The 24,142-nt window shown below is 73.8% G+C and carries 24 protein-coding genes; 10 read left to right on the forward strand and 14 right to left on the reverse strand.

Annotation, left to right across the window (positions count from 1 at the left end):
• Positions 1 to 786: an ABC transporter ATP-binding protein gene (locus tag CP984_RS28270; RefSeq protein ID WP_030180889.1), complete on the forward strand. Its 786-nt coding sequence runs from the start codon at positions 1 to 3 to the stop codon at positions 784 to 786.
• On the opposite strand, the gene CP984_RS28275 is transcribed toward CP984_RS28270, so the two are convergent.
• Positions 756 to 1,766: an L-tyrosine/L-tryptophan isonitrile synthase family protein gene (locus CP984_RS28275; RefSeq protein ID WP_003979694.1), complete on the reverse strand. Its 1,011-nt coding sequence runs from the start codon at positions 1,764 to 1,766 to the stop codon at positions 756 to 758. The two genes, CP984_RS28270 and CP984_RS28275, sit on opposite strands and share 31 nt — an antisense overlap.
• Positions 1,763 to 3,196 (reverse strand): cytochrome P450 family protein, encoded by a 1,434-nt coding sequence (locus CP984_RS28280; protein WP_003979693.1) that lies wholly within the window; start codon positions 3,194 to 3,196, stop codon positions 1,763 to 1,765. Before CP984_RS28280 ends, CP984_RS28275 begins: the two co-directional genes overlap by 4 nt.
• A 390-nt stretch (positions 3,197 to 3,586) precedes the next feature.
• Between CP984_RS28280 and CP984_RS28285 the strand changes: the two genes are divergently transcribed.
• Genes CP984_RS28285 through CP984_RS28295 form a run of 3 tightly spaced genes read left to right on the forward strand, consistent with a single transcriptional unit; the run spans position 3,587 to position 6,814 of the window.
• On the forward strand, positions 3,587 to 3,808 hold the full coding sequence (locus CP984_RS28285) for a hypothetical protein (RefSeq protein ID WP_003979692.1): 222 nt from the start codon (positions 3,587 to 3,589) through the stop codon (positions 3,806 to 3,808).
• A complete protein-coding gene (locus CP984_RS28290) occupies positions 3,805 to 6,291 on the forward strand; it encodes a heavy metal translocating P-type ATPase (protein WP_003979691.1) in 2,487 nt (828 codons plus the stop codon). The genes CP984_RS28285 and CP984_RS28290 overlap by 4 nt, the downstream gene beginning before the upstream one ends.
• A gap of 31 nt (positions 6,292 to 6,322) precedes the next feature.
• On the forward strand, positions 6,323 to 6,814 hold the full coding sequence (locus CP984_RS28295; protein ID WP_003979690.1) for a copper chaperone PCu(A)C: 492 nt from the start codon (positions 6,323 to 6,325) through the stop codon (positions 6,812 to 6,814).
• A gap of 69 nt (positions 6,815 to 6,883) precedes the next feature.
• Here the strand turns inward: CP984_RS28295 and CP984_RS28300 are convergent, their stop codons facing one another.
• Positions 6,884 to 7,492, reverse strand: a complete 609-nt coding sequence (locus tag CP984_RS28300) for a sigma-70 family RNA polymerase sigma factor (protein ID WP_003979689.1) — start codon at positions 7,490 to 7,492, stop codon at positions 6,884 to 6,886.
• A 61-nt stretch (positions 7,493 to 7,553) separates the two neighbouring features.
• Here CP984_RS28300 and CP984_RS28305 point away from each other — a divergent pair, with 61 nt between their 5' ends.
• Complete coding sequence (locus tag CP984_RS28305; protein ID WP_003979688.1) at positions 7,554 to 7,751, forward strand: zf-HC2 domain-containing protein; 198 nt, start codon at positions 7,554 to 7,556, stop codon at positions 7,749 to 7,751.
• Between the two features lie 205 nt (positions 7,752 to 7,956).
• Here the strand turns inward: CP984_RS28305 and CP984_RS28310 are convergent, their stop codons facing one another.
• The 4 genes from CP984_RS28310 to CP984_RS28325 all read right to left on the reverse strand — a co-directional run bounded on the left by CP984_RS28310 (position 7,957) and on the right by CP984_RS28325 (position 11,698).
• Positions 7,957 to 8,724: a hypothetical protein gene (locus CP984_RS28310; RefSeq protein ID WP_030180895.1), complete on the reverse strand. Its 768-nt coding sequence runs from the start codon at positions 8,722 to 8,724 to the stop codon at positions 7,957 to 7,959.
• Positions 8,725 to 8,785: 61 nt separating this feature from the next.
• Complete coding sequence (locus CP984_RS28315; protein WP_003979685.1) at positions 8,786 to 9,676, reverse strand: alpha/beta fold hydrolase; 891 nt, start codon at positions 9,674 to 9,676, stop codon at positions 8,786 to 8,788.
• On the reverse strand, positions 9,673 to 10,230 hold the full coding sequence (locus CP984_RS28320; RefSeq protein WP_003979684.1) for a MarR family winged helix-turn-helix transcriptional regulator: 558 nt from the start codon (positions 10,228 to 10,230) through the stop codon (positions 9,673 to 9,675). Before CP984_RS28320 ends, CP984_RS28315 begins: the two co-directional genes overlap by 4 nt.
• Positions 10,231 to 10,402: 172 nt before the next feature.
• A complete protein-coding gene (locus CP984_RS28325; protein WP_003979683.1) occupies positions 10,403 to 11,698 on the reverse strand; it encodes a glycosyltransferase family 87 protein in 1,296 nt (431 codons plus the stop codon).
• A gap of 136 nt (positions 11,699 to 11,834) precedes the next feature.
• On the opposite strand from CP984_RS28325, the gene CP984_RS28330 reads away from it, so the two are divergent.
• Complete coding sequence (locus CP984_RS28330; RefSeq protein ID WP_003979682.1) at positions 11,835 to 13,385, forward strand: glycosyltransferase family 39 protein; 1,551 nt, start codon at positions 11,835 to 11,837, stop codon at positions 13,383 to 13,385.
• A gap of 18 nt (positions 13,386 to 13,403) precedes the next feature.
• On the opposite strand, the gene CP984_RS28335 is transcribed toward CP984_RS28330, so the two are convergent.
• Together CP984_RS28335 and CP984_RS28340 are read right to left on the reverse strand one after the other, a co-directional pair.
• Positions 13,404 to 14,063: a nucleoside/nucleotide kinase family protein gene (locus tag CP984_RS28335; RefSeq protein ID WP_003979681.1), complete on the reverse strand. Its 660-nt coding sequence runs from the start codon at positions 14,061 to 14,063 to the stop codon at positions 13,404 to 13,406.
• 63 nt (positions 14,064 to 14,126) lie between these two features.
• The gene (locus tag CP984_RS28340; RefSeq protein WP_003979680.1) at positions 14,127 to 15,347 is read right to left on the reverse strand and encodes a methyltransferase; all 1,221 of its coding nucleotides are present in this window, start codon (positions 15,345 to 15,347) and stop codon (positions 14,127 to 14,129) included.
• A 147-nt stretch (positions 15,348 to 15,494) separates the two neighbouring features.
• On the opposite strand from CP984_RS28340, the gene CP984_RS28345 reads away from it, so the two are divergent.
• Complete coding sequence (locus CP984_RS28345; RefSeq protein WP_003979679.1) at positions 15,495 to 16,481, forward strand: universal stress protein; 987 nt, start codon at positions 15,495 to 15,497, stop codon at positions 16,479 to 16,481.
• A 62-nt stretch (positions 16,482 to 16,543) separates the two neighbouring features.
• Here the strand turns inward: CP984_RS28345 and CP984_RS28350 are convergent, their stop codons facing one another.
• Both CP984_RS28350 and CP984_RS28355 read right to left on the reverse strand, forming a co-directional pair.
• The gene (locus CP984_RS28350) at positions 16,544 to 17,080 is read right to left on the reverse strand and encodes a GNAT family N-acetyltransferase (protein WP_003979678.1); all 537 of its coding nucleotides are present in this window, start codon (positions 17,078 to 17,080) and stop codon (positions 16,544 to 16,546) included.
• 202 nt (positions 17,081 to 17,282) lie between these two features.
• Entirely contained in the window at positions 17,283 to 17,942 is a 660-nt protein-coding gene (locus tag CP984_RS28355) for a DedA family protein (RefSeq protein WP_030180907.1), read from the reverse strand.
• Between the two features lie 295 nt (positions 17,943 to 18,237).
• On the opposite strand from CP984_RS28355, the gene CP984_RS28360 reads away from it, so the two are divergent.
• Positions 18,238 to 19,008: a superoxide dismutase family protein gene (locus CP984_RS28360; protein WP_226048710.1), complete on the forward strand. Its 771-nt coding sequence runs from the start codon at positions 18,238 to 18,240 to the stop codon at positions 19,006 to 19,008.
• 91 nt (positions 19,009 to 19,099) lie between these two features.
• Here the strand turns inward: CP984_RS28360 and CP984_RS28365 are convergent, their stop codons facing one another.
• The 3 genes from CP984_RS28365 to CP984_RS28375 all read right to left on the reverse strand — a co-directional run bounded on the left by CP984_RS28365 (position 19,100) and on the right by CP984_RS28375 (position 22,296).
• Positions 19,100 to 19,573: a DoxX family protein gene (locus CP984_RS28365; RefSeq protein ID WP_003979675.1), complete on the reverse strand. Its 474-nt coding sequence runs from the start codon at positions 19,571 to 19,573 to the stop codon at positions 19,100 to 19,102.
• A 178-nt stretch (positions 19,574 to 19,751) separates the two neighbouring features.
• Entirely contained in the window at positions 19,752 to 21,422 is a 1,671-nt protein-coding gene (locus CP984_RS28370; protein WP_003979674.1) for an alkaline phosphatase D family protein, read from the reverse strand.
• Between the two features lie 229 nt (positions 21,423 to 21,651).
• Positions 21,652 to 22,296: an HNH endonuclease family protein gene (locus CP984_RS28375; protein ID WP_003979673.1), complete on the reverse strand. Its 645-nt coding sequence runs from the start codon at positions 22,294 to 22,296 to the stop codon at positions 21,652 to 21,654.
• Positions 22,297 to 22,527: 231 nt separating this feature from the next.
• Between CP984_RS28375 and CP984_RS28380 the strand changes: the two genes are divergently transcribed.
• Entirely contained in the window at positions 22,528 to 23,286 is a 759-nt protein-coding gene (locus CP984_RS28380) for an ABC transporter permease (RefSeq protein ID WP_003979672.1), read from the forward strand.
• Positions 23,287 to 23,526: 240 nt separating this feature from the next.
• Positions 23,527 to 24,108 (forward strand): TMEM165/GDT1 family protein, encoded by a 582-nt coding sequence (locus CP984_RS28385; RefSeq protein ID WP_003979671.1) that lies wholly within the window; start codon positions 23,527 to 23,529, stop codon positions 24,106 to 24,108.
• Positions 24,109 to 24,142: the final 34 nt, after the last annotated feature.

Consider the following 24,142-nt stretch of genomic DNA (forward strand, 5'->3'; position numbering starts at 1 on the left):
CTGCGTATCGACATCGAGGACCTGCACGTGTCCTACGCCGGCCGGTGCGTGGTGGCCGGTGTGCACTTGATGGCCGCGCCGGGGGAGATCGCGGGGGTGATCGGGCCGAACGGGAGCGGCAAGTCCACGGTGCTGCGTACCGTCTACCGGCACCTGCGGCCGGATGCGGGCCGGGTGCTGCTGGCCGGGGAGGACATCCGGTCCATGCCGCCGACGCGTACCGCCCGGCACATCGCCGCCCTGCCCCAGGAACGCGGCGGCGACTTCGAACTCACCGTCCACGAGGTGGTGGCGATGGGCCGCACCCCGTACAAGCGGGCGTTCGCGGGTGACGACCGCGCCGACCGGGAGACGGTGGCCCGCGCCCTGGCCGAGGTGGGACTGGCCGGGTACGGCGGGCGGCGGTTCTCGGCGCTGTCCGGCGGGGAGCGGCAGCGGGCGCTGCTGGCCCGCGCGTTCGCCCAGGCCCCGGACGTGCTCGTCTTGGACGAGCCGACGAACCACCTGGACGTACGGCACCAGGTCGAGCTGCTGGCCCTGCTGCGCGGCCGGGCCTGCACGACGCTCGTCTCGCTGCACGACCTGAACGCGGCGGCTTCGGTCTGCGACCGGCTGCATGTGCTGTCCGAGGGGGCGGTGGTGGCGTCCGGCGCGCCGCGCGAGGTGCTCACGCCGGAGCTGCTGGCCGAGGTGTTCGGGGTACGGGCGACGGTGGTCGACCATCCGCTGACGGGGGACCCGCTGATCGCCGTCGATCAGCGGCGGGTCGCGGATGGCGGCACCTGAGCCGTCATCCGGACCGGCGCCGGCCGCCCAGCTCCCTCCACGTAGTGGCTCGGGCGGCCGTCCCGGTGGACGAGGCGCCCCAGCCGCGCCGCGTCCGCCGCGCGCAGCAGCCGTACGCCGCCGTCGGCCTGCCGCAGTACGCACGCGTGCCACGGCGTCATCCAGGCGTCGGGCGCGTCGAGCAGCCGGATGCCGAACTTGGCCGCGCCGCGCGGCTGCGGGTGGATGGACAGCCGTACGGCGTCGGGGTGGTGCTCGGCGATCAGCGCGCCCCAGGCGCGGCTGCGCCGGATGACTCCGTAGGCGCGGCTGCGGCAGGCGCGTTGCAGCGCGGAACGGGTGCCCTCGAAGCCGGTGGTGTCCTCGAACAGGAAGCGGGTGATGCCCCTGTACAGGCGCAGCGTTTCGCCGTCGTGGGCCGCCGTGTCCCTGGTCTCGGCGCGCAGGGCGTCCAGGGACGGGGCGTACCGGCGGAGTACCTGCTCGCGTTTGGCGTCGCAGGGCAGGTCCCCGTAGACGTCGCGGAGGTCGAAGGTGCTCAGGTGGGACAGTCCGGCCGTACGGATCATGGCGCGCAGCGCGTCGTTGTACGCGTCGACGTGCGGGTCCGGGACGCCGATCAGGTCGCTGAAGATGTGCCCGTCGGAGCAGATGACGAGCCGCGCGCCCGGCGCGTACCGCTCGCCGATCCGGGCGCAGAGCCCGTCGAGGAAGCGCAGCGCGAGGCGTTCGCCCTCGTCGGGGAGGTGGCCGATGACCTTGGCGGGGTTGGGGGACTTGCAGGGGAAGCCGGGGAGGGTGAGGACGATCGGGCGGCGCGCCGCTATCAGGTGCTCCAATTGCCGGAGCTGGTACGGGAAGTCGGTGGGCGCCGCCTCGTGTGCCGGGGCCGTCGCCTCCAGGGTGCGGTGGTGGGGGAGGAGGGCGGCGAGGATGTCGGCGGCCATGGTGGCCGGTGCGCTGGGTGCCGGGTGTCTCATCGGGTGGCGGCCTCTCCGGCAGAGCCGCTGAAGGGGCAGGCGTACGGAGGCGGTCCGGCGGGTTCTGTACCCGACCCGCCGCCTCTGCCCGCAGGAGTACCGGCCGGTTCTGTACCCGATCCGGCCGGTTCTGTACCCACCCCGCCATCGCTGCCCGCAGCCCCGCCAACCGCCCCGTACGAGACCGGAAGCTCATCCACCCCGCGCGCCAGCACCGCCGGTATCCACCTCAAGTCGGCATCCGGCACGGCCAGGCGCAGGCCCGGCAGGCGGCGGAGCAGCGTTTCCAGAGCGATGTGCAGTTCGGTACGGGCGAGCGTGGCGCCCGGGCAGAAGTGGATGCCGTGGCCGAAGGCGAGATGCGGGTTGGGCGTACGGTCGAAGTCGAGCGTGTCGGGGGCGGGGAAGCGGGCGGGGTCGCGGTTGGCCGCGCACAGCGAGACGATCACGGAGTCGCCGGCCGGAATCCGCGTGCCCGACACGTCCGCGTCCGCCGCGAGGAACCGCCAGGTCGTCAGCTCGAAAGCACTGTCGTAGCGGAGCAGTTCCTCCACCGCGCGGGGGAGGAGCGCGGGGTCGTCGCGCAGCCGCGCGAGGTGTTCCGGGTGCCGGAGCAGGGCGGTCAGCGCTGTGGTGATCTGGTTGGTGACGGGTTCCTGTCCGGCGACGAGGAGTTGGAAGATCATGGAGTCCAGCTCGGCATCGTCCAGTTCCCCGGCGTCGCGGGCGGTGACCAGACGGGAGAGCAGGTCGGTGCCGCGTTCCCGCCGCTTGTGTTGTACGAGGTCGGCGATATAGCCCTGCAAGCCGCGCAGCCGGGCCTCGTACGCCGGACGGCCGGGATCGTCCGGGCCGACGGGCTGGACGACCTTGCCCCAGTCGCGGTCGAAGCGCGCGGTGAACGCGTCCGGCAGGCCGATGACCTCGGCGAGCACGAGGAAGGGGAAGCGCGCCGCGAACGAGGCGACCAGGTCGGCGCGGGCGCCCCGCTCCGGACCGCCTTCGCCGCTCGGCCCTGCGGGCGGCAGTTCATCCAACAGCGCCTCCGCCAAGCGCTCGAACCGCGGCCGGAGTCCGGCGATCCGCCTGGGTGCGAAGGCGTCGGTGATCAGGCGCCGCATGGCGGTGTGCCGGGGCGGGTCCTGGTGCAGCAGGTGGACCTGGAGCCGCGAATGCTGCGGCTCGGGCATGATCGAGGCACGGGCGCGCCAGGCGGCGTTGCCGCGGGAGTGGTGCTTGCCCAGCCGGGGATCGTTCAGCGCCCGGTGAGCGGCCTCGTATCCGGTGACGAGCCAGGCGTGCACGCCGCTCGGGAACCTGACCCGGTGGACGGGGCCGCGCTCGCGCAGCTCGGCGTACAGGGGGTACGGGTCGCGCTTGTAGTCCTCCCCGTAGAGGGGGAGCGGTTCGGGTAGGCGGGGTGGGCGCATGGACGGTGCTCCTCGGCAGTCGGTAGGTGTCCGCGTACACGCCCGGTGCCGGTCGGGCGCACGCTTCACTCAGTGGTCGGGCGGAGCGGGCGCCGAGTTCCCGCCGGATGGCGGAACGGGGCCGCGCGGGCGACCGGAACGGCGGCGGAAACCCAGGTAGTCGGAGCGGCGGCCGGGCTGGTTCCGGCGGGCGGGAAGGACAAACCTCACGTGGGCCGGTAGGCGATCGGAGTGGGGGCGGGGGCGGTTGGGCGTGCCACGATGGCAGCGCCGAGCAGCGCGTTCCGTGCGGCTGCCGTTCGCGCTGCGCGCTGCGCTGCGCTCGCCGCGGTAACCCGTTCTCTCTCCTCCGCCCTCCCTCCCCTTCCCCGTCTGTGTATCGGAGCGGCCATGTCTCTCGTCCGGCGCTTGTCATCCGTACTGCCCGCGAAACCGGTGCTCGGGTTCGTGGCGCTGCTCGTCGTCCTGTTCGTGTGCGCGTACGGGGCGGGGGCGGCCGCCGGGCCCGTGGCGCCGGGGATGCGGCCGGGGGGCCAGGCCCCCGGGGCTCCGCAACAACCGGCGGACGGCGGCGGCATGGACGGTATGAGCGGCATGGGCGGGATGGGATGAGCGAGCACGTCACCGTACTGACGGTGGGCGGCATGACCTGCGCCGCCTGCGTCAACCGGGTGGAGAAGAAGCTCGGCCGCCTCGACGGGGTGACCGCCACGGTGAACCTGGCCACCGGCAAGGCCCGCGTCCAGCACCCGGCCACGCTCGCCGTGAGCGACCTCGTGGCGACCGTGGAGGCCGCGGGCTTCACGGCGCAACTTCCGGAGCCGGTACGGGAACCCGCCGGGGCTCCGGTCAGGGAACCCGTAGGGGGAACCACCGCGCCCGAAGACCGGCCCACTGACGCGGACCGCACCCGCCTCCTCGTCACCGCGCTCCTGTCCGTCCCCGTACTCGTCCTGTCGATGGTCCCGGCCTGGCAGTTCCGCAACTGGCAGTGGCTCTGCTTCGCGCTGACCGCGCCGGTCGCCGTGTGGGGCGCGCTGCCCTTCCACCTGCTCGCGGCACGCGGCCTGCGGCACGGCGCCGCGACCATGGACACGCTGGTCTCCCTCGGCGTGGCCGCCTCGTTCGCCTGGTCCGCGTACGCGCTCTTCCTGAGCGGCGGCACCGCGCACAGCTATCTGGAGGCGGCCGTCGGCGTACCGCTGTTCGTCCTGGCCGGGCGACGGCTGGAGGCGGGGGCGCGCCGCGGTACGGGGTCGGCGCTGCGGGCGCTGGCCGAACTGGTCGGCAAGGACGTGTCCGTACGGGTACCGGCCGAGGGCGGGGCCGCCGGTACCGCCGCCACCGTGGAGCGCCGGATTCCGGTGGCCGACCTCCAGGTCGGCGACCGCTTCCTGGCCCGCCCCGGGGAGCGGGTGGCCACCGACGGCACGGTGGTGGACGGCAGTTCAGCCCTCGACCTGTCGCTGGTCACGGGCGAGAGCCGCCCGGTGGAGGTCGGGCCGGGCTCAGCGGTCGTCGGCGGTGCGGTGAACGCGGGCGGGCTCCTCGAAGTGCGCGCCGCCGCGGTCGGCGCGGACACCCGGCTGGCCCGGATCACCCGCCTCGTGGAGGAGGCCCAGACCGGCAAGACCCGGGTGCAGCGCCTGGCCGACACGGTGGCCGGGGTCTTCGTGCCGGCCGTGCTGGCGGTGTCCGTGACCGTGCTCGGCTTCTGGCTGGGCGCGGGCGCGGACCCGCAGGCGGCCGTGACCGCTGCGGTGGCCGTCCTGGTCGTCGCCTGCCCCTGCGCGCTCGGACTCGCCACGCCCACGGCCCTGCTGGCCGCCACCGGACGGGGCGCGCAGTTGGGCATCCTCGTCAGCGGTCCGCAGGCCCTGGAACGGCTGCGGCGCATCGACACCCTGGTGCTGGACAAGACGGGGACGCTGACCACCGGGCGGATGAGCGTGGTGGGCGTTACGGGGCGTACGGACGCGGGGGCCGTGGCGGGGCGTACGGACACCGGTTCCGCGGTGGACGCCGCCGACGAGGCCGTACGTCTGAGCACCGCTGAGGCCGAGGCCGTACGCCTGGACACCGCCCAGGCCGAAGCCGCGGTCCGGGCCGCCGAGGAAACCGTAAGCCTGACACCCGACGAGGCCGTCCGCCTCGCCGCCGCCGTCGAGCACGGCTCCGAACACCCCCTGGCGCGTGCCATCACCGCGTACGGCGACACGCGCCGCACGGCCCTCGGTGACCACCGGCCGCTGCCCGCGGTCCGTCGTTTCGCCGCGACCGCCGGGTACGGCGTGACCGGCGAGGTGGACGGGCGGACGGTGACCGTGGGGCGGCCGGGCGACCTGACGGAGCTGCCCGCCGCGCTGGCGGACGCGGTCCGTACGGCGGAGGACGCGGGGCACACCGCCGTACTGGTCACGGCCGACGGCACCCCGCAGGCAGTCGTCGCCGTCGGCGACACGCTGCGGCCCGACTGCTACCGGGCCGTCGACCACCTGCGCCGCCTGGGCCTGCGGCCGGTGCTGGCCACCGGGGACCGGGCGGCTACGGCCCGCGCGGTCGCCGGACACCTCGGCATCACGGAGATCCACGCGGGCGCGCTGCCGGAGGAGAAGGCCGCGCTGGTCACCACGTTGAAGGAGCAGGGCGGCCGGGTCGCGGTGGTCGGCGACGGGATCAACGACGCGGCCGCCCTCGCCCACGCCGACCTCGGCATCGCCATGGGCAGCGGTACGGACGCCGCGATCGGCGCCGCCGACGTCACCGTGCTGCGCGACGACCTCCAGGCCGTACCGGACGCCGTACGGCTGGCCCGGCGCACGCTGGGCACCATCCGCGCCAACCTCGTGTGGGCCTTCGGCTACAACTTGGTGACCGTGCCGCTCGCCGCCGTCGGACGGCTGGACCCGATGATCGCGGCTGCCGCGATGTCCGCGAGTTCGCTGCTGGTGGTGGGCAACAGCCTGCGGCTGCGGGCGTGGCGGCCGGGTGGGCGCGGAACGGACCGGCGCACGGCGGACGGACGCAAGACGGCCGGGCGTGGGGCGGCCGGGCGCCGCGCCTTCTCCATCGAGACCTCCCGGGAGAGCGTATGAACCTCCCCTCCACAAGCTCTCGGAGGAGCGCATGATCACCTCTGCCGCACGCACCGCCCTCCGTTCCGCCGCTGCGCCTCTCCTCGCGGGCGTGCTCACGCTCGGCTGCCTCACCGCCTGGACCCTCGCCGGGAACGCGGGCACCCCGGCCGAGGTGCGGGTGACCGAGGGCCGCATCCTCGTCCCCTCCAACACGGAAGCCACGGCCGCCTTCTTCACCATCAGCAACACGGGTACCACCGCCGACGAACTGACCGGCGTCACCGGCCCGGCCGGACACCGGGCCATGGTCGGCCGTGATGTCGAGGTGGCTCCAGGGGCGCACCGTATGGAGATGGCCGGGGCCATCGGCGTTCCGGCGCGCGGTGCGCTGCGTATGGCGCCCACGGACCTGGACGTCATGGTCAGCCCGCCGCCGCGGCTCGCACCGGGCGACCGGGTCGTCTTCACGCTGCACTTCCGCGACAGCGGGGCCGTCGAGGCCGAGGCCGTGGCCGTACGCCCGGGACGCCTGGAGCCGTAACGCGGCCGGGCAGCACACAGCGCGCCCGGTGCCCCGGAGTTCCACCGAACCCCGGGGCACCGGACCGTTTCAGGCGGCCGAGCCCGCCAGCGCACGGGCGTCGGCCGGCACGGAAAGCGGGTCGGCCGTACCGTCCGCCTCCTCCTCCAGCAACGCCACCAGCGTCTCGCGCGCCCGCGCCACCCGGGAACGCACCGTCCCCACCGGGCAGTCGGCGATGGCCGCCGCCTCCGCGTACGGCAGTCCCAGCAACTGGGTCAGCACGAACGCCTCCCGGCGGGGCGCGGGCAGCGCCGACAGGAGTTCGGCCAGGGCGATGCCTTCGTCGAAACCGGGCACGCCGCGCGGCTGCGCCTTCTCCGCCGCGCTCTGCCAGTCGTCGGTCCCGGCGAGCCGCGGTCTGCTGGCCAGCGACCGCAGCCGGTCGGCGACCGTACGGCGGGCGATGGTCAGCAGCCAGGTACGCGCCGACGACCGCCCCTCGAACCGGGGCAGGCTGCGCAGGGCCCGCAGATACGTGTCCTGCACCAGGTCGTCCGCGGCCTGCGCGTCGCCGCTGAGGTGCGTGACGTAGCGGCGTACGTCCAGCTGCGTCGCGCGGACGAACCGCTCGACGGCGGCCTCGTCCCCGGTACGGGCCGCCAGGGCCCAGGCCGTCACCGCGCCGTCATCGCGCACCGCGCACCTCCCGGCCGCCCGCCGCGGAACCGGCGCCGCGGACTTCGGGGAGGATGGGGCCATGCAGTGCTCGCGCGTACGAACCGCCCTCTCCGCCCGCCTGGACGGCGAACAGCTGCCGCCCGGCGTCACGGACGGTCGGCTCGACGCCCACCTGGCGGGGTGTGCGGACTGCCGCCGCTGGTCGGAGGGTGCCGCCCGGTTGCAGCGCCTCATCCGGGCGGCGAGGGACGCGGACGGTGACGGCGAGCGGCCCTGAGCGGCGGCAGCCGCCCGCAGGGACAGGAGTCATCATCAAAGCTCCTTGGGGAGAACCGGCCCCGCCGCGCACTGGACGCACGCCGGACCGGGCCGGTGACGATTACAGGGACCAGGGCCATGGCCAGGCGCGGACCGCCCGCCGTTCTGGCGGCTGGGCAGGCTCGCATATGTCTTTGGCATGAGCCCCGGGTGTGACCGTGCTGTCAGCGGACAGCCGTCTCCCGTGGTGGCCCGCGGAGCCAGATGATGTGGACGAGGAGCAGCCGCCGCAGCGGGCGCCGGGGTTCGCGGCGCACCGGGCGGGCCGGGCGCGGCGGTTCGGGCAGTACCGCGCGCAGGACGAGCGCCAGCGGTACGAAGAGCCGTACGGATACGGCCCGTACGACGCGGAACGCCGCCCGCTCGCCGCCGCACAGCCACCACGCGCTCAGCAGCGCGACGAGCACGTGCGCCGCGACCATCCCGGTCATGCTGCCGCCCATGCCGTCCATGGCGCCCATGCCGTGCATGTCATGCATGCCGGACATGGCGTGTACGTCGTGGCCGGCATGCATCGCCTCGCCGTACCGACGCCCGAGCCCCACGTCGTACAGCATCCGTTCGGCGTCGTGCTGCGGCATCGGGCGGCCGCCCATGCCGCACACCAGCGAGGCCGCCCACCGCTGCGCCAGGGACGCGTGCGCACCCTCCGTTCCGGTGGCGGACATTCCGGCCGCCACCGACTGTCCGAACGAGAACGCGGTGTGCAGGGCGGCCTGTGCCGTCAGCGTCAACGCGGTCACGAACAGCGGCCCTCGCTCGCGCGCGGCGAGGCACCACGCTCCGCAGGCCGTCACCGCGACCGCGCCGAGCACCACCCATACGGGCACGGGCGCGTCGGACATGAGGGCGTGGCCGAGGGCGGCGAGCAGCACACACACCGCCGCGAACACCCCGGCCCGCAAGCCCCTGAGAACACGCCCCGCAATCATGACCCGCTCATCGTTGCACCCCGCCCCGCGCGCCGGACGGGCAGGGCGGGCCGAGCGGCGCTCAGTACGGCAGGCCGGAGAGGAACGCGTGCAGGGCGTGGTCGAAGTGCGGTGTGTTCTCCAGGTTGACCATGTGGGCCGCGCCCGGGATCCGTACCCGCTGGGCGCCGGGCACCGCGAGGGTGATGGCGTGGGCGTTGGCGGAGATGTCGGAGCAGTCCAGGTCGCCGTCCAGGACCAGGGTCGGTACGCGGATCTCCGCCAGCCGCTCGTACGCCCCGACCTCGATCGGCATCCCGGCGCCCATCCCGCCCGCGTGCACGACCACGTTGGCGTCCGCCGAGGCCCGCATCCGCTCGCGCAGGACGGGGTCCACGGCCGACGGTTCGCGGTGCGGGCCGTCCACCCACATGCGCAGGAAGTGCTCGATGTAGCGCTCCGCGCTGTCCTCCTCCGCGGCTTCGACGGCGGCCACCTGTTCCTTGATGTGCTCCAGGACGAACGGGTCGGTGAAGGCCCGGCCGCTGATCCCGGGCGAGGCCAGGGCCAGCGCGAAGACCCGGTCGGGGTGGGCGAGGGCCATGTCCAGGGCGACCCGGGCGCCGTGCGAGAGCCCGACGAGGATGGCGTCGGCTATACCGAGGTGATCGAGGAGTTCGCGCAGGTCCTCGTGGTTGGCGTAGTCGCCGTCGACGGTGGAGGACAGGCCGTGGCCGCGCGCGTCGTAGCGGACGGTGCGCAGGCCGGAGTGGGCGAGCCAGGCGAACTGCTCGTCCCACATGCGCTGGTCGAGCATCCCGCCGTGCAGCAGTACCACCGAGGGGCCCTCGGGCCCCGTGCCGGCGGCCTCGTAGAACAGCTCGCCGTTCTCGATCGGGATCGTGCCGTTCTCGACCTCCGTCCCGGGCCAGGCGCCGGATTCCTGGTGTCCTGCGATTCCTTGGGTGGTCATGCTCCGTGCCGTCCTGTGTGAGGTGCTGGGGTCGGATGGGGCTTCGAGGGGGCCGAGGGGTTCCCGGGGGCGTCCGGGGGCGCCGGGGTGTTGCGGCCCAGCGCCCGGAACTCCTCGCCGAGGCGGTCCAGTACGCGCAGGGTGGTGGCCACATCGGCAGCCGGCACCCCGGCCAGTACGCGGCGCAGCCCGGCCGCCTCCGACTCCTGGAGGGAGCCCATGACGTCGGCGCCCTCGGGCGTCAGCCGGACCAGCGGGGAGCGCCGGTGGGCGGGGTTGGGGACGGTCTCCGCCAGGCCCAGTTCCACCGCGTGGTTCACCCAGCGCTGTACCGGCTGCCGGTCCAGTTCCAGGGCGCGGGCCAGTTCCGGGACGGTCCGCGGGCCGTGCGTGCGGAGGGCGTCGAGCAGCGCGTGCTGACCGGCCGTCAGGCCCGTACCGGCCAGTTCCCGCTCCACGGCGCGTACGACCGTCCGGTGCAGGGGCCACAACCGGCGGATCACCTCGTACGCGAGGTGCTCGGTGGAGTCCGCGCCGCCTTCACTGACACTCATGGTGTCATGATGACATCGACGGTGTCGTTTCGGAAGAACGCCACGCGCGGTGCGCCCGCACGGCCCCCGTGCACGGAACGTGTGGAAACGTGCGCGCGGTATGTACGGATAAGCCTGCGCGTGGAATGTACGGATAGGGGCGCGCCGAAGTTCCCGCTTCGCACCGGATATCTCAGACGGGACGGCGTGCGGGTACGGTCCCGCGCCGCAGGCGGCGGGCGGACAGCCAGGCGGCGGCGAGCAGCAGCAGATTGCGTACGTACAGATTGGCGATGGACAGCCAGGACGCGTGGTCCCGCAGCCCGCGGTAGAGCAGCGGGAAGTCCAGCGTGGTGAAGAGGCAGGCGGCGAGGATCAGCAGGGCGACCGGGCGCTGGGTCGTGTCGCCGCGCAGCAGGCAGACCGCGGCCAGGCCGATCAGCCAGACCAGGTACTGCGGGCTGATGACCCGGCTGGTGACGACGAACAGCAGCGTGGCGGTCAGTGCGGCGTCCGGCAGCACACGGGCGGCGGTGCGGTCCGAACGGCGCCGCCACCACAACAGCCAGCCGAAGGCCAGCACGGTCGATGTCTGCATCGCGATGCTGACCCCGTGCACCCACGGGCCGACGAACTCGTGCGAGCCGTCCTTCGCCGCCCACGTACCGCTCCAGCCGAAGTGCCGCGCCACATGGAACGGCAGGGAGCCGACCGACTCGATCTGAATACCGCGCGATTCCTGCGCGGCGAGGAACGAGAAGGCGTTCGGCATGGCGAGGGCGAACCCGGCGGTCACGGTGGCGCCGGTGACGGCGGCGGCCGTCCAGGCCGTACGGGTGCGGCGTCCCCGCGACGTACCGGCGAGCAACAGCGCGGGCCAGACCTTGACGACCGCGGCGACCGCCGTCACGGCCCCGAAGGCCCGGTCCGCCCAGGCGCGCCGCGCGGTGGCCGCTACCAGGGCGAGTATCGCGAGGGCGGTCACGTGCAGGTCGAACCGGTTCCACGGCATGGTGCTGAGAACGGCCAGGCCCACGGTCCACAGCCACGGCGCGGCCAGGGAACGGCCGCGCCGCCGCGCCGCCCACAGGAGCAGCGCGAAAACCGCGGCGTCACACAGGGCGGCCAGCACGATGAACGCGTGGTCGTAGTCGAGGCCGGGGGCCAGGCCGGGCGCCAGGATCGGCAGCGCCGCGCCGGGCGGGTACTGCCAGCTCACGTCGTGCAGCGGGAAACTGCCGCCGCTCAGGACCGCGTACCAGCCGGTGTAGACCTTGCTCACGGACGGGTCGAGACCGCCCCCGCCCACGAACGGGCTGATCTTCAGCGCGGCCGGCACCAGCCAGAGCCGGGTGAGCAGCCAGACGGCGAGGAGGGGGAGGGTCGCGGTGCGGGCGCCCGGGGTCCGATGCGGGACCGGTGCACCAGGTCGGTCTGTGGGCCGGTCCGGGGGGCGATCCGTGGTCCGATCCGTGGTCTGGTCGAGCACTGCGCCGGGGGCTCCGTTCGTACCGGGGGCGGCGGTACCCCGCTGAGCTGCTGAGACGTACGGCCGGTCGCTGTCCACGGGGTGTATACATCGCAAGTATGCATGCGATGTATACGTGCAGTGTAGAGTCCTCCGCATGCCCGTAGAAGCCGCCCCCGCCCCACCGGCCGCAGCTCTCCCCGCGCAACGCACCGCACAGGGCCCCGTACGACGCACCGCACAACCCGCCGCGCTTCCGGGTGCCGCGCCATCCGTTTCCGCGCTCGCGCGGCCGGCCGTCCCGGCGCTCCCCGCGCTGCTGGCGCTGGCGCTCGGCCTGTGGGGCATCCGGCGGGACGACAGCCTGTGGCGGGACGAGGCGGTGACCTGGCAGGTCGGGCAGCGTTCGGTGGCGGAGATCTGGCACATGCTCGGCGAGGTGGACGTCGTGCACGGCCTCTACTACGTGCTGATGCACGGCGTGTTCGAGGTCTTCGGCACCGGCCCGGCCGTGCTGCGCATGCCGTCCGTCCTGGCCGTCGCCCTGGCCGCTGCCGCCACCGCCGCGGCCGGGCGCCGTCTCGCCGGTCCGTGGGCCGGGCTCGCCGCCGGACTGGTGCTCGCGCTGATACCCAACATGCAGCACTACGCGCAGGAGGGACGGGCATACGCCCTGGTCACGGCCGGTGTGGCGGTGGCCACCCAACTCCTCGTGGGTGCGTCGTCCGACGCGCGGCGCAGCTGGCCGCGCTGGGCGGCCTACGCCGCCGTCATGCTGACCTCGGCCCTGCTGAACTGGTTCTCGCTGTTCGTCCTGCCCGCGCACGCCGTCACGGTCCTCGTCGCCCGCCGCCGCGGCGCGCGCCCGCTGGTGGCACCGTGGTCGGTGGCCGCCGCCGTGGTGGTGGCGGGCGCGCTGCCGCTGATCCAGGCCAGCCGGGCCCAGGCGGGCCAGGTGTCGTGGATCAAACCGGTCGCCGTCTCCACGCTGCTGGGGATCGCCGTGCTGGTGCTCGTGGCGCTGGTGTGTGCCCGGGTTCCGTACCCGGGGCGCGGGCGCGCGGCCATGTCACCGGCCTCCGTCGGGCTGCCGCTGCTCGTGATCCCGCAGTGCGGCCTGCTGCTGGCATCGGTCGTCGTGGAGCCGCTCTACCTCGACCGCTACGTCCTCTACACGAACATCGGCTTCGCCCTGCTCCTCGGCGTCGGCGTAGCCGCTGCCGTCCAGGCCCTCCCGGTCCGCACCTGGGTGCTGCTCGCGGGCGTCACGGCGCTGGGCTTCGTGGCGCTGCTGCCGGTGGAGACCGGTCTGCGCAAGCCGACGAGCCGGGCGGACGACGTGCTGCGGGCGGCGCACCGGGTGGCGGCGAGCGCGCGGTCCGGCGACGGCGTGCTGTTCGTACCGGCGGCGCGGCGCGATACGGCGCTGGTGACGCCGTCGGCCTTCACCGGTCTGGACGACCTCGCGCTGACCCGGGACCCGGTGTCCTCCGGCACCATCAAGGGCGTCGAGGGCAGCCCGGAGCACATACGCGCGGCCATGCTGGCCGAGCACCGCATCGTGGTCGTCACCGACACCCGCCGGGCCGCGCCGCCCGCACCCGCCCGCGAGGCCGAGAAGCTTCGCGTCCTCGCCCGCCATTTCAAGCTCACCGAACGGACGGACAGCGTCGGGCGGCGGGTGGAGGTGTACGAGAAGGTGCGGTGATCTGCTGCCTCCCGGGGCTCACCCTCCGTCGTACGGCACCGGTGCCGCGTCCGGCGGGAAGGTGACGACCAGGTCCGCGCGCTCCCGTCCCGCCGCCACCAGGCGGGCATTGGCCTCGTCCGAGGCGTGGACGAAACGTTCGGCCTGCGCGCGGGGCTTGCCGAAGCGCTCGTGCCGGTCGACCAGGCGCCGTACCCGTTCCGCGGCGTCCAGCTCCACGTACCAGACCTCGTCCAGGCACTCCCTGGCCCGTGCCCACGCGGGGTCGTCGAGCAGCAGGTAGTTGCCCTCGGTCACGACGAGCGGCACGTCGTGGGGGACGGGGATGCTGCCGGCCACCGGCTCCTCGATGCGGCGGTCGAAGGCCGGGGCGTAGACGACGGTGTCCGGCGCGGGGGAGCGCAGCCGGGCGAGCAGGGCGGCATACCCGGACGCGTCGAACGTGTCCGGAGCGCCCTTGCGGTCCGTACGCCCCAGGCGGCGCAGCTCCGCCTCGGCGAGGTGGAAGCCGTCCATGGGGACGAGCGCCGCCGATCCGGCCAGTTCGGACACCAGATGGGCGGCCAGGGTGGACTTGCCCGCGCCGGGCGGCCCCGTGATGCCGAGCAGGCGGCGGCGGTCCGGGCCCGCGGTGGCGGCGAGACGCCGGGCACGCGCGATGAGTTGCTGCGGTTCCATGGTCGCGGTTCTGATCCTCCTGGTCCGGGGCCGGTTGCGGCTCGACGGCTTGCCGAGACCGATCTACGGGGCGTTGCGTATGCCGTCGACCGGTTGCGCCGCGCCCAGCCGCCACAGCGAGGTCACCTCGGCCGTGCGGGCCGAGTGCAAGGGGTCGGCGGTGTCGTGGGAGCGGCCGTGACGCGGACGGATGTCCAGCCGGTCCAGCACCGTCAGGCCCGCCGCCTCGAACGCGTCGGTCAGCTCGGTACGGGAGCGCAGTCCGAGGTGTTCCGCGAGGTCGGACATGATCAGCCAGCCCTCGCCGCCCGGGACCAGGTGCGCGGCCAGGCCGTCCAGGAAGCCGCGGAGCATCCGGCTGCCCGGGTCGTAGACCGCGTACTCGACGGGGGAGGTGGGCTTCGCGGGGACCCACGGCGGGTTGCAGACGATCAGCGACGCGCGTCCGGCCGGGAACAGATCGGCCGCCACGACCTCCACGCGGTCGGCCACGCCGAGCCGGGCGACGTTCTCCCGCGCGCAGGCCAGCGCCCGCGGGTCCTGGTCGGTGGCCACGACGCGGGACACACCGCGCCGCGCCAGCACCGACGCCAGCACGCCGGTACCGGTGCCGATGTCGAACGCCGGGCCCGGGACGGACGGCAGCGGGGCCTCGGCCACCAGGTCCACGTACTCGCCGCGCACCGGCGAGAAGACGCCGTAATACGGGTGGACGCGGTCACCGCCGAGCGCCGGTATCGCGACACCTTTTCTGCGCCATTCGTACGCGCCGATCACACCGAGCAGTTCGCGCAGCGAGACGAGCTGGGGGAGGGCGGGGTGCGTCCCGGCGGGTGCTGCCGCCCCGTCGGCCGGGCTCCCAGCGTCGTCCGGACCGTACGCCTGGAGGCACGCCTCCCGTACGTCGGGCGCGCGGCGCAGCACGAGGTCGTATCCGGGCTCCAGGGACACCAGCAGCATGCCCAGGATGCGGGCGCGTTGGTTCTGCGCGGCCCGGTGCAGGTGGAACGCCTGCGCGGGGTCGGCCGGCGGCCGCTTGCGGGGCCGGCGGTCGATGCGGCGGGCCAGCGCCGTCAGCAGCTGGCGGGCGTTGTGGAAGTCGCCGCGCCACAGCAGGGCGGTGCCCTCGCAGGCGAGCTTGTAGGCGTCGTCGGCCTTCGTGCGGTCGTCCGCCACGGCGACGCGGCGGGGCGGCGGCGCGCCGCTCTCGGAACGCCAGCGCGCGGAGCGGGCCGCGCCGGCCTCGGTCCACGCGACGGACTGCGGGGCCTGAAGTGTGTTCATTGCGTCCCAGGTAAGGGGCTGAGAAGTGACGTTCGACTCTACTCCGTGTCCGGCGGGGACCTTCGTCCCCTGTCGCCGGGGCCGCGCGGGGTAGGAGTATGGAAATAGTTGGGCATAGCACACGCTGTTGGTCGTATGGAGGCGTACATGGACACCCTGCCGGTCATCGTCGCGGTGGACGGATCCCCCGACAGCGAACGGGCCCTGCGCTGGGCGATCGAGGCGGCCCGGCTGCGCTCCGCGCCGCTCCAGATCGTGCACGTCTGGCCGTACGTCACCACGGAGGGCCGCGCGGCGGCCGAATCCGGCATCGGCGACCCGGTCCTGGACGAACTGCGCAAGAAGCTGGACGGGCAGGCCGGCACGGCCGGGCTGCCGGGCGTCGAATTCCGCAGCCTCAGCGGGCTCACCGACACGCTGCTGCCCGCCCTCGGTGCCGAGGCGCAGCTGCTCGTGCTCGGCTCGCGCGGGCGCGGCGGCTTCGCCAGCCTGCTGCTCGGTTCGAACGGCATGGCCTGCGCGGCGCACTCGGAAGGGCCCGTCGTGGTGGTCCCCCGCCCGGACCGCGGCGACGCGGAACGGGGCCCGGACGGCGAGCTGGTCCGCCCCACCCCGTCGCAGGTCACGCTGGGCGTGGACGCCTCTTCCGACGAGCCCGGCGCGATCGGCTTCGCCTTCGCCGAGGCGAGCCGCCGCGACGCGCGCCTGTTGGTGGTCTCCGGCTTCTCCTGGCCGATGATGACCCCGCCGTCGTTCGAGTACATCGCGGCCTATGACGGCACCCAGCAGGAGTACGAGAACGCGCTGGCCGAACAGCTGACGCGGACGCTCGCCCCGCACCGCGAACGGCACCCCGAGGTGCCGGTGACGGTCGAACTGCGCAACGCGGACGCGGCCGGACAACTCGTCGAGGCGTCCAAGGCCAGCGATCTGGTCGTGGTCGCCCGACACCGCAGGCGCCTGCCCATCGGCCGTCGGCTCGGCTCGGTCGCCCACGCCGTACTGCTGCACGCGGTCTGCCCGATCGCGGTCGTACCGGAGGAGCCGGAGCGGGCCGGGGAGCCGGAGCAGGTCGGGGAGCCGGAGCGGACCGGTGAGCCCGACGGGGCGGCGGAAGACCAGTCGGGCCAGTAGGGCGAGGGTGAGCAACGGGCCGAGGAAGGGCAAGCGGCCGGGGCGTGGCCCCGGAAGGGGCGTCAGCCGATGCCGAATGCCTCCGCGTAGCGCACCGTGCCGCGCGGGGGTGTGCCGCCGTCCAGGGGCAGGGCCAGGAATGCTTCGTCCGGCCACTTCTGGGGCGGCAGGATGCCGAAGCGGGAGGCGGGGCCGAAGCCGAATCTGGGGTAGTACGACGGATGGCCCAGCACGATGGCCGTCCGCTCGCCGGCGGCACGGGCCGCGTCCAGCACCGCCCGGGTGACGGCGCTGCCCGCGCCCTGCTTCTGGTACTCGGGCAGCACGGCGCAGGGCGCCAGCGCGACGGCCGGTTCGCCGGCTATGTGGCAGCGGGTGAGCAGGGCGTACGCGGCGACGGGCGCGGGCGCCGGGCCAGAACCCGCGGGCCCGGCGGCGGGCTCGGCCACGTACGAGAAGCCGGGCAGCCAGGCCGCCGGGTCACGCCGCAGCGCGTCGACGAGGTCGGCCTCGCCGGAGGTCTCGAAGGCGGCGAGGTTGACCCGGCGGACGGCCGGGATGTCCTCGGAAGTCTCGGGACGGCACTGCCAGATGTTCATGCCGTCATGGTCGCACCGGGGTCTGACAACCAGCCCCGGGTTTCCCCGCGCCGCGGGCCACCCCGGCTCCGATCAGCTTGTTTCCCCGCGCTTCAACCGACCAGTCCACTTCACCCCGCCCCTCCGTGTTCTGGGCGGAATCCGGTCGGCCGGTTCGTGGCCGGTCCCCGTCGCACCGTGCGCGGTCCCGGCGAGACGCAGGTCAGTCGGTACCCGTCGCGGCGAACGCCGCCGCCCGGCGCTCGGGCCGCCGCATCAGGAAGACCGCCGCCGACCCCGCCGCGAACAGCGCGAACACCGAGACGGCGGCGCTGATCCACGACGCGCCCAGCCACTGGCCGCCCACATAGCCCAGGGCCACTCCGTACGCGGCCCAGGCCAGCCCGGCCAGCGCGGACCACGGCAGGAACTCCCGGGCCGTACGGTGCGCGACGCCCGCGCCCAGGCTGACCACCGAGCGTCCGGCGGGCGCGAAGCGGGCCAGTACGACGATGCCGCCGCCGCCCCGGGTCAGGGCCGCGCCGAGGCGCTCCTGGGCCGCGGTCAGGCGGCGGGAGCGGGCGATGGCGCGGTCGAAGCGGTCGCCGCCGCGCCAGGCGAGCCGGTAGGCGACCAGGTCGCCGAGGACCGAGGCGGTCGCGGCGCACAGCACCAGGGCCAGCATCTCGGCGATGTGCACGTCGCCGCGCACCGTGCCGGAGACGGCGCCGGCCGCGGTGCCGGTGCCCGCCGCCGTGGTGGCCGCGGTGATCACCAGGACGCCGCTGGGCAGGATCGGCACGAAGACGTCGAGGAGTACGGAGAGACCGACGATCGCGTAGACCCAAGGGGTGTCGCTCAACGACCCCAGGCTTTCCAACAACGTCCTTCTCCCGTCCGGACCCCTGGCCGCGACGTCGCATCGGCGGCTGGGGCGGCTGTACCGCCATACAGCGTACGCCTGGCGCGCGCACGGTGACGTTCCGGGGCGCACGGTGTTGTTGGGTTCACATCCGCCGTAACCGGCCCGGAACCGTCCCCGCGACGGCCGTCACCCGTCTGCTGCGGCCGTGGCGCAAAAGAGCGCGGCTTAGGGAACGTTATATGCCGAAATGCGCGCTCTGTGATCGCGTGAACAGGATGCTCCGGAGCGGAACGGCACACGAATGGAGACATGGATGCAGACGTTGAGGGAGTCATCGACGAGGGGGTCATCGACGACGCCGGGGAGCGCGGCCGAACCGGCCGCCGACGAGGGGCGGGCCGGGGGCGGCGCGGCGCGGGTGCGGACGACCACCAGGGCGGCGGGCGCCTGCGCGGCGGTCCTCGCCACGGCGGGCGCGCTCCTGCTCGCCCCGGCGGCCATGGCGGCGGACGACGACAAGGTCCAGAAGAACACCGTCGACCCGCAGTACTCCGTGGCGATCGCCGCGCAGTTCGCGCGGCCGAACGCGCAGATGCTGAGCAGCGCGCTCACCTACGACCCCAAGCTGGTGCCCGTCGGGTCCCACGTCACGGTCAGCGAGCGCTCCGACAGCAAGCAGACCCGGGTCGGCCTGCGGGTTACCGACCTGCCGGCGAACCGCACGTACGGGGCGCACGTCCACACCGGCGCCTGCGGTGTCCGCCCCACGGACGCGGGCGTGCACTACCAGCACCGCAAGGACCCGCGTTCGCCGTCCGTCGACCCGGCCTACGCCAACCCGAAGAACGAGGTCTGGCTGGACTTCACGACCAACGCGAACGGCGAGGGCTCGGCCGAGTCCCGGCATGCCTGGAGCTTCCGGCCCGGCGAGGCGCGGTCGGTGGCGATCCACGAGCGGCGCACCGCGACCGGGCCCGGAGTGGCGGGGACCGCCGGCCGGGTGGTGGCGTGCTACAGCGTGCCGTTCAACAACTCCAAGGAGGCCGGGAAGGCCGTCGCGGGCGTGCTGTCGAAGATCTTCTGACTGCGGCCGTGCGGAAGAGCGGCGGCCCCCGGAAGAACTCCGGAGGCCGCCGCTCTCGCCGTCTCGCGGCCCGGCGGCCGCGGCGCTGCCGTCAGACGGCGCTCGGCTCGCGCGGGGTGCCCGCGCCGGCCTCCGCCGGGCGCCGGGCGCCGAAGAACAGGCGGTCCAGCGACCAGACGCCGGGACCGGTGAAGACGAGCAGCAGGAACGCCCAGCAGAACAGCGCGGACAGCTCGCCGCCGTTCTGGAGCGGCCACAGCGCCGTGCCGGCGTGCGCCGAGAAGTACGCGTACGCCATCGAGCCGGAGCTGATGAAGGCGGCGCTGCGGGTGCCGAGGCCGACCATCACCAGGACGCCGCCGACGAGCTGGATGACGGCCGCGTACCAGCCGGGCCAGCTGCCCGCGGGCACGGTCAGCCCCTTGCCCATCGCGCCGCCGAGGACGCCGAACAGCGAGGACGCGCCATGGCAGGCGAAGAGCAGCCCCACGACGATGCGGAACAGGGACAGGACGTGCGGCCTGAATCGTTCGGTGAACTCGGTCACCGGAGACTGAGCGGACATGGTGGAACTCCTGCGGTTTCGGGGACGGGAACCGACAAGGTGACAGGTTAGGGAGACCTAATAGGTACTTGCAAGTTCAACATCTGGCCATATCCGGCCGTTGGCTGAAAGTGGTCATGGCGCGAAGTGCCGCCCGTACGGCCGCAGTCACGCCGGAATCCCGGCCTCCGGAGCGCGACTAGACGCCCCGGCCACCCGTCAGCCGCTCGTCCCACGCCGCCGCCAGCCGCGCGCCGCCGCCCTGTCCGCGCACCGCCTGATCCAGCCGCAGCCGCGCCGCGCGCCCGTGCAGCGACAGGGTCATCAGCTGGTTGCCGAACCACGGGCCGCCCGTGCGGCGCCAGCCGATCGAGGGGCGGGCCAGCCGTCCGTGCCGGGCCAGCGCGTGCCCCAGGCGGCGGCCGAGCCGGCTCCACCCGAAGCGGAAACCGGCCCGCATCGAGGCGGGGATGCTGTTGTGTACGGGCGAACAGGTGAGCTGGAGCACCCTGCTGGTGGGGCGGGTGCCGTCGTACCAGTGCGGCTCGGCCACGTACGCGTGGTGCACGTCGCCCGACAGCACGCACACCGTCGCCGGTGCCGCGTCCCCCGAACCGGCCTCCACCAGCAGGTCGGTGAGCGCGGCGAAGGAATCCGGGAACGCCGCCCAGTGCTCCAGGTCCGCGCGCTGCCGCAGCGACTCGCTCCAGCGCGCCCAGCGCGCGCCGCGCGCCCCGGCGCACAGGGCCGCGTTCCAGCCCTCCGCGTCGTGGATCAGGTTCGGCAGCAGCCACGGCAGCGAACTGCCGATCAGCAGGTGGTCGTACGCGCCGGGATCGGCCAGCACCGCCTCGCGCAGCCAGTCGGCCTCGGCCGGATCGAGCATCGCCCGGCTCCCCTCGTCCAGGACGCGGGTGGCGCGGGTGTCGACCATGACCAGCCGTACGCGGCCGACGTCGCGGCGGTAGCTCCAGCGCGCGCAGACCGGATCGGCGTCGGCGGCGGCGGCGAACTCACGCACCAGGCCCGTGCCGTCCGGCAGCGCGCGCACCCGCCCGTACAGCTCGTCCTTCTCCAGCTCGGCGGGGGAAAGATTGCCCAAATGCTGGTACACCCAGTACGACATCAGGCCGCCCAGTACCCGCTCACGCCACCACGAAGTCGCGCGCATCCGGGTCAGCCAGGCGGCGGAGGTGTTCCAGTCGTCTATGACGTCGTGGTCATCGAAGATCATGCAGCTGGGGACGGTGGAGAGCAGCCAGCGCACCTCGGGGTCGAGCCAGGATTCGGCGTAGAGGTGGGTGTACTCCTCGTAGTCCGCGACCTGCCGCCAGGGCGGCTCGGAGGTGTCGCGGCGGGTGGCGAGCAGCCGGGCGGTGGCATCCGAGGTCTGGTCGGCGTAGACCTGGTCGCCCAACAGGACGAGCAGGTCGGGGCGTTGGTGTTCGGGGTCGGCGGCGAGCGCCGCGGCGAGGGTGTCCAGGGCGTCCGGGCCGACCGGGTCGTGCGCGTCGGTGGGCGGCGCCGCCCAGCGGCAGGAGCCGAACGCGACCCGCAGGCGCTGCTCGTCCGGGTCGCCGCCCGGCGCGGCGGGCGTGCGGATCGTGCTCTCCGGGAAGCGGCTGCCGGGCAGCGGCCAGACCTGTTCGCCGTCCAGCAGGACCCGGTACGGGGTCTCGCTGTCCGGCGTCAGCCCGGAGACCGGTACCAGCGCGTAGTGATGCCCGGCCACCTGCCAGGTGCGCTCGGCGCCGCCCGCGCCGCTCTCGCACCGCACGTGCACCTCGCACGGCCGGTCGGTCTCCACCCACACCGTCGCGCTGATCTCGTCCACGTACCGCAGCAGCGGCCCCAGGCGCAGCACGGCCATCGGCGATCCTCCCCCGCACGGGGCCGGTGCCCGTACGTATGTGCTCAGAGAATAGGAGCCGGCCACAGGGCGAGGGGACGGCTCCGGCCTCCTCATCGGAGAAAGACGGAGCCGTCCGGTCGTACGGTTGCGCCACTCGGTCGCAGGACGGTCAGGAGTGATCAAACGCCCGCCGGGCCGCCGTCCCGCCCGGCGACGGCGGTGGCGGCACTCATGGCAACGGCGGTGCTCAGCAGCGGTCCAGGATCTTCTTCAGCGCCGCCTTCTCGGTCTTGTCGGCCGTCAGCCCGTACACATGCTTCACCGACACCCACATCCGCGCGTACGTGCAGTGGTACGAGGTCTTCGGCGGCAGCCACTTGGCCGGGTCCTTGTCGCCCTTGGCCTGGTTCACGTTGTCGGTGACGGCGATCAGCTGCGAGTGGGTGAGGTCGTTGGCCAGCTGCTCGCGGCGCGCGGTGGTCCACTGCCGGGCCCCGGACCTCCACGCCTCCGCCAGCGGCACGACGTGGTCGATGTCCACGTCCGACGCCTTGGTCCACACGCCGTCGTCGTAGGCCGACTTCCAGGTGCCGCTGGTGGCCGCGCACTTGCCGTCGGTCTGTACGTTCTCGCCGTCCCGCTTGAGCACGACCTCGCGCGTGTTGCAGTTGTTGCCCTGGTCGGACCAGTGCGGGAACTTGCCGCGGCTGTAGCCGTCCAGCGTTCCCTCGGCCTGCTCCGTGAGCTGGGCGAGGTACGTACGCGCCGTCGCGGTGTCCGGCGGGGTGGGCGGTGCCGCCTGGGCGGGCTGGGTGCCGAGCACCAGCGTGCAGACGAGTGCGGCGGCCGACCCGGCGGCGACCGTGACACGACGCGCGTAGACCTTGGGCATCGGAACTCCCTTGCTGTGGGGGGAAGTTGACGTGCGGGACGGGCCCCATGGTGATGCCGTGGGGTTACCAGGGGGCGGTCCTCAGGTAACAGAGTGGCGACATGCTCACGTCACTTCAAGGGGTTGACATGACGTCATCTTCCCCCGGCGGGCCGGGGTGTGGCCCGCGCGGGCGCGTGCGCCCCTCGGCAACGGGCCCCGCCGGCGGGTGGCCGGGCCTACAGTGATCGCGTGCTGCTGCCGGTCAACGCCACCCTCGGGGTCGTTCTCGCCGTCCTGCTGGCCGCCGCCGTGGCCGTCGCCGCGCTCGCGCGCCTCGATGACGCGCGGGCCATCGCCCTCGCCGGCGTGCGCGCCGCCCTCCAGCTCGCCGCCGTCTCGTACCTCATCGGCTGGGTCGTGCGGTCCGTGCCCTGGCTGCTCTGTTTTCTCGTACTGATGTTCGTCGTCGCCGTACGGACCGCGGGCCGCCGTCTCACCCCGAACCGCACCTGGTGGTGGGCGGCCGCCCCGCTCGCCGCCGGCGTCGTGCCGGTCGTCGGCGCCCTGGTGCTCACCGGCCTGGTACCGCCGCGCGGCATTACCCTCATCCCCGTCGCGGGCATCCTCATCGGCGGCGCCCTGACCGCCACCGTTCTCGGCGGGCGGCGGGCGCTGGACGAGCTGACGACGCGGCACGGCGAGGTGGAGGCGGGGCTGGCGCTGGGCCTGCTCGACCGGGAGGCCCGGCTGGAGGTCGCCCGTCCGGCCGCGTCCGACGCGCTGCTGCCGGGCCTGGACCAGACCCGCACCGTGGGCCTTGTCACACTTCCCGGGGCCTTCGTGGGGATGCTGCTGGGCGGCGCCTCACCCGTTCAGGCGGGCGCGGTGCAGCTGTTCGTCCTGGTGGCGCTGCTGGCCGTACAGGCGGCGGCCGTGGCGGTGGTGCTGGAGCTGGTGGCCCGCGGGCGCCTGCACCGCGTACCCTTGCCCACAGCAGAAGGGGAGTAGCTCTTCGCCGGACCGTCGACATACTGCCCGCCCGACGGCCGCCACCGCCCAGGTGACCGGCCGCCCGAGGTGGGCCGGCGCCCGGAGCGCGGCAGGTGACCGGTGTCCCTGCCACGCCAGCGAGACCTTCGGCCGCAGTGTTTGCGCAGACGTACGTCTGCGCAAGAGACGCTGCCGTGCCGAAGCGACCCCTTTTCCGGGCCCCTCGGCGCGGCCCGACCGATCGAGGTAAGACACCCCGTGTTCAGTTTCACCGTCGCCGCCGTCGTTTTCGGCGTCGTTTTCCTCGCCGAACTTCCGGACAAGACCGCACTGGCCGGGCTGGTGCTCGGCACCCGCTACCGCGCCTCGTACGTCTTCGCCGGCGTCGCCGCGGCCTTCGCCGTGCACGTCGCGCTCGCCATCGCCGCGGGCAGCGTGCTGTCCCTGCTCCCGCACCGCCTCGTCCAGGCGGTCGTGGGCGTGCTCTTCCTCGCGGGCGCGGCCGTTCTGATCTTCCGCAAGGGCGAGGACGAGGAGGAGGTCAAGAAGCCCGCCGACCAGAGCTTCTGGAAGGTCTCCGGAGCGGGCTTCATGATGATCCTGGTCGCCGAGTTCGGCGATCTGACCCAGATCATGACCGCGAACCTCGCCGCCCGTTACGACGACCCGTTCTCGGTCGGCGTCGGCGCCGTGCTGGCCCTGTGGGCCGTGGCCGGGCTGGGCATCCTCGGCGGGCGCACCCTGATGAAGTACGTACCGCTGGGGCTGATCACGAAGGTGGCGGCGGCCGTGATGGTGCTGATGGCCGGGTTCAGCCTGTACGAGGCGATCACCGGCTGAGCGCGGGCGGGGCGGGCCGGACGGTCCGCCCCGG

It is taken from the genome of Streptomyces rimosus (assembly GCF_008704655.1).
Lineage (GTDB): Bacteria > Actinomycetota > Actinomycetes > Streptomycetales > Streptomycetaceae > Streptomyces > Streptomyces rimosus.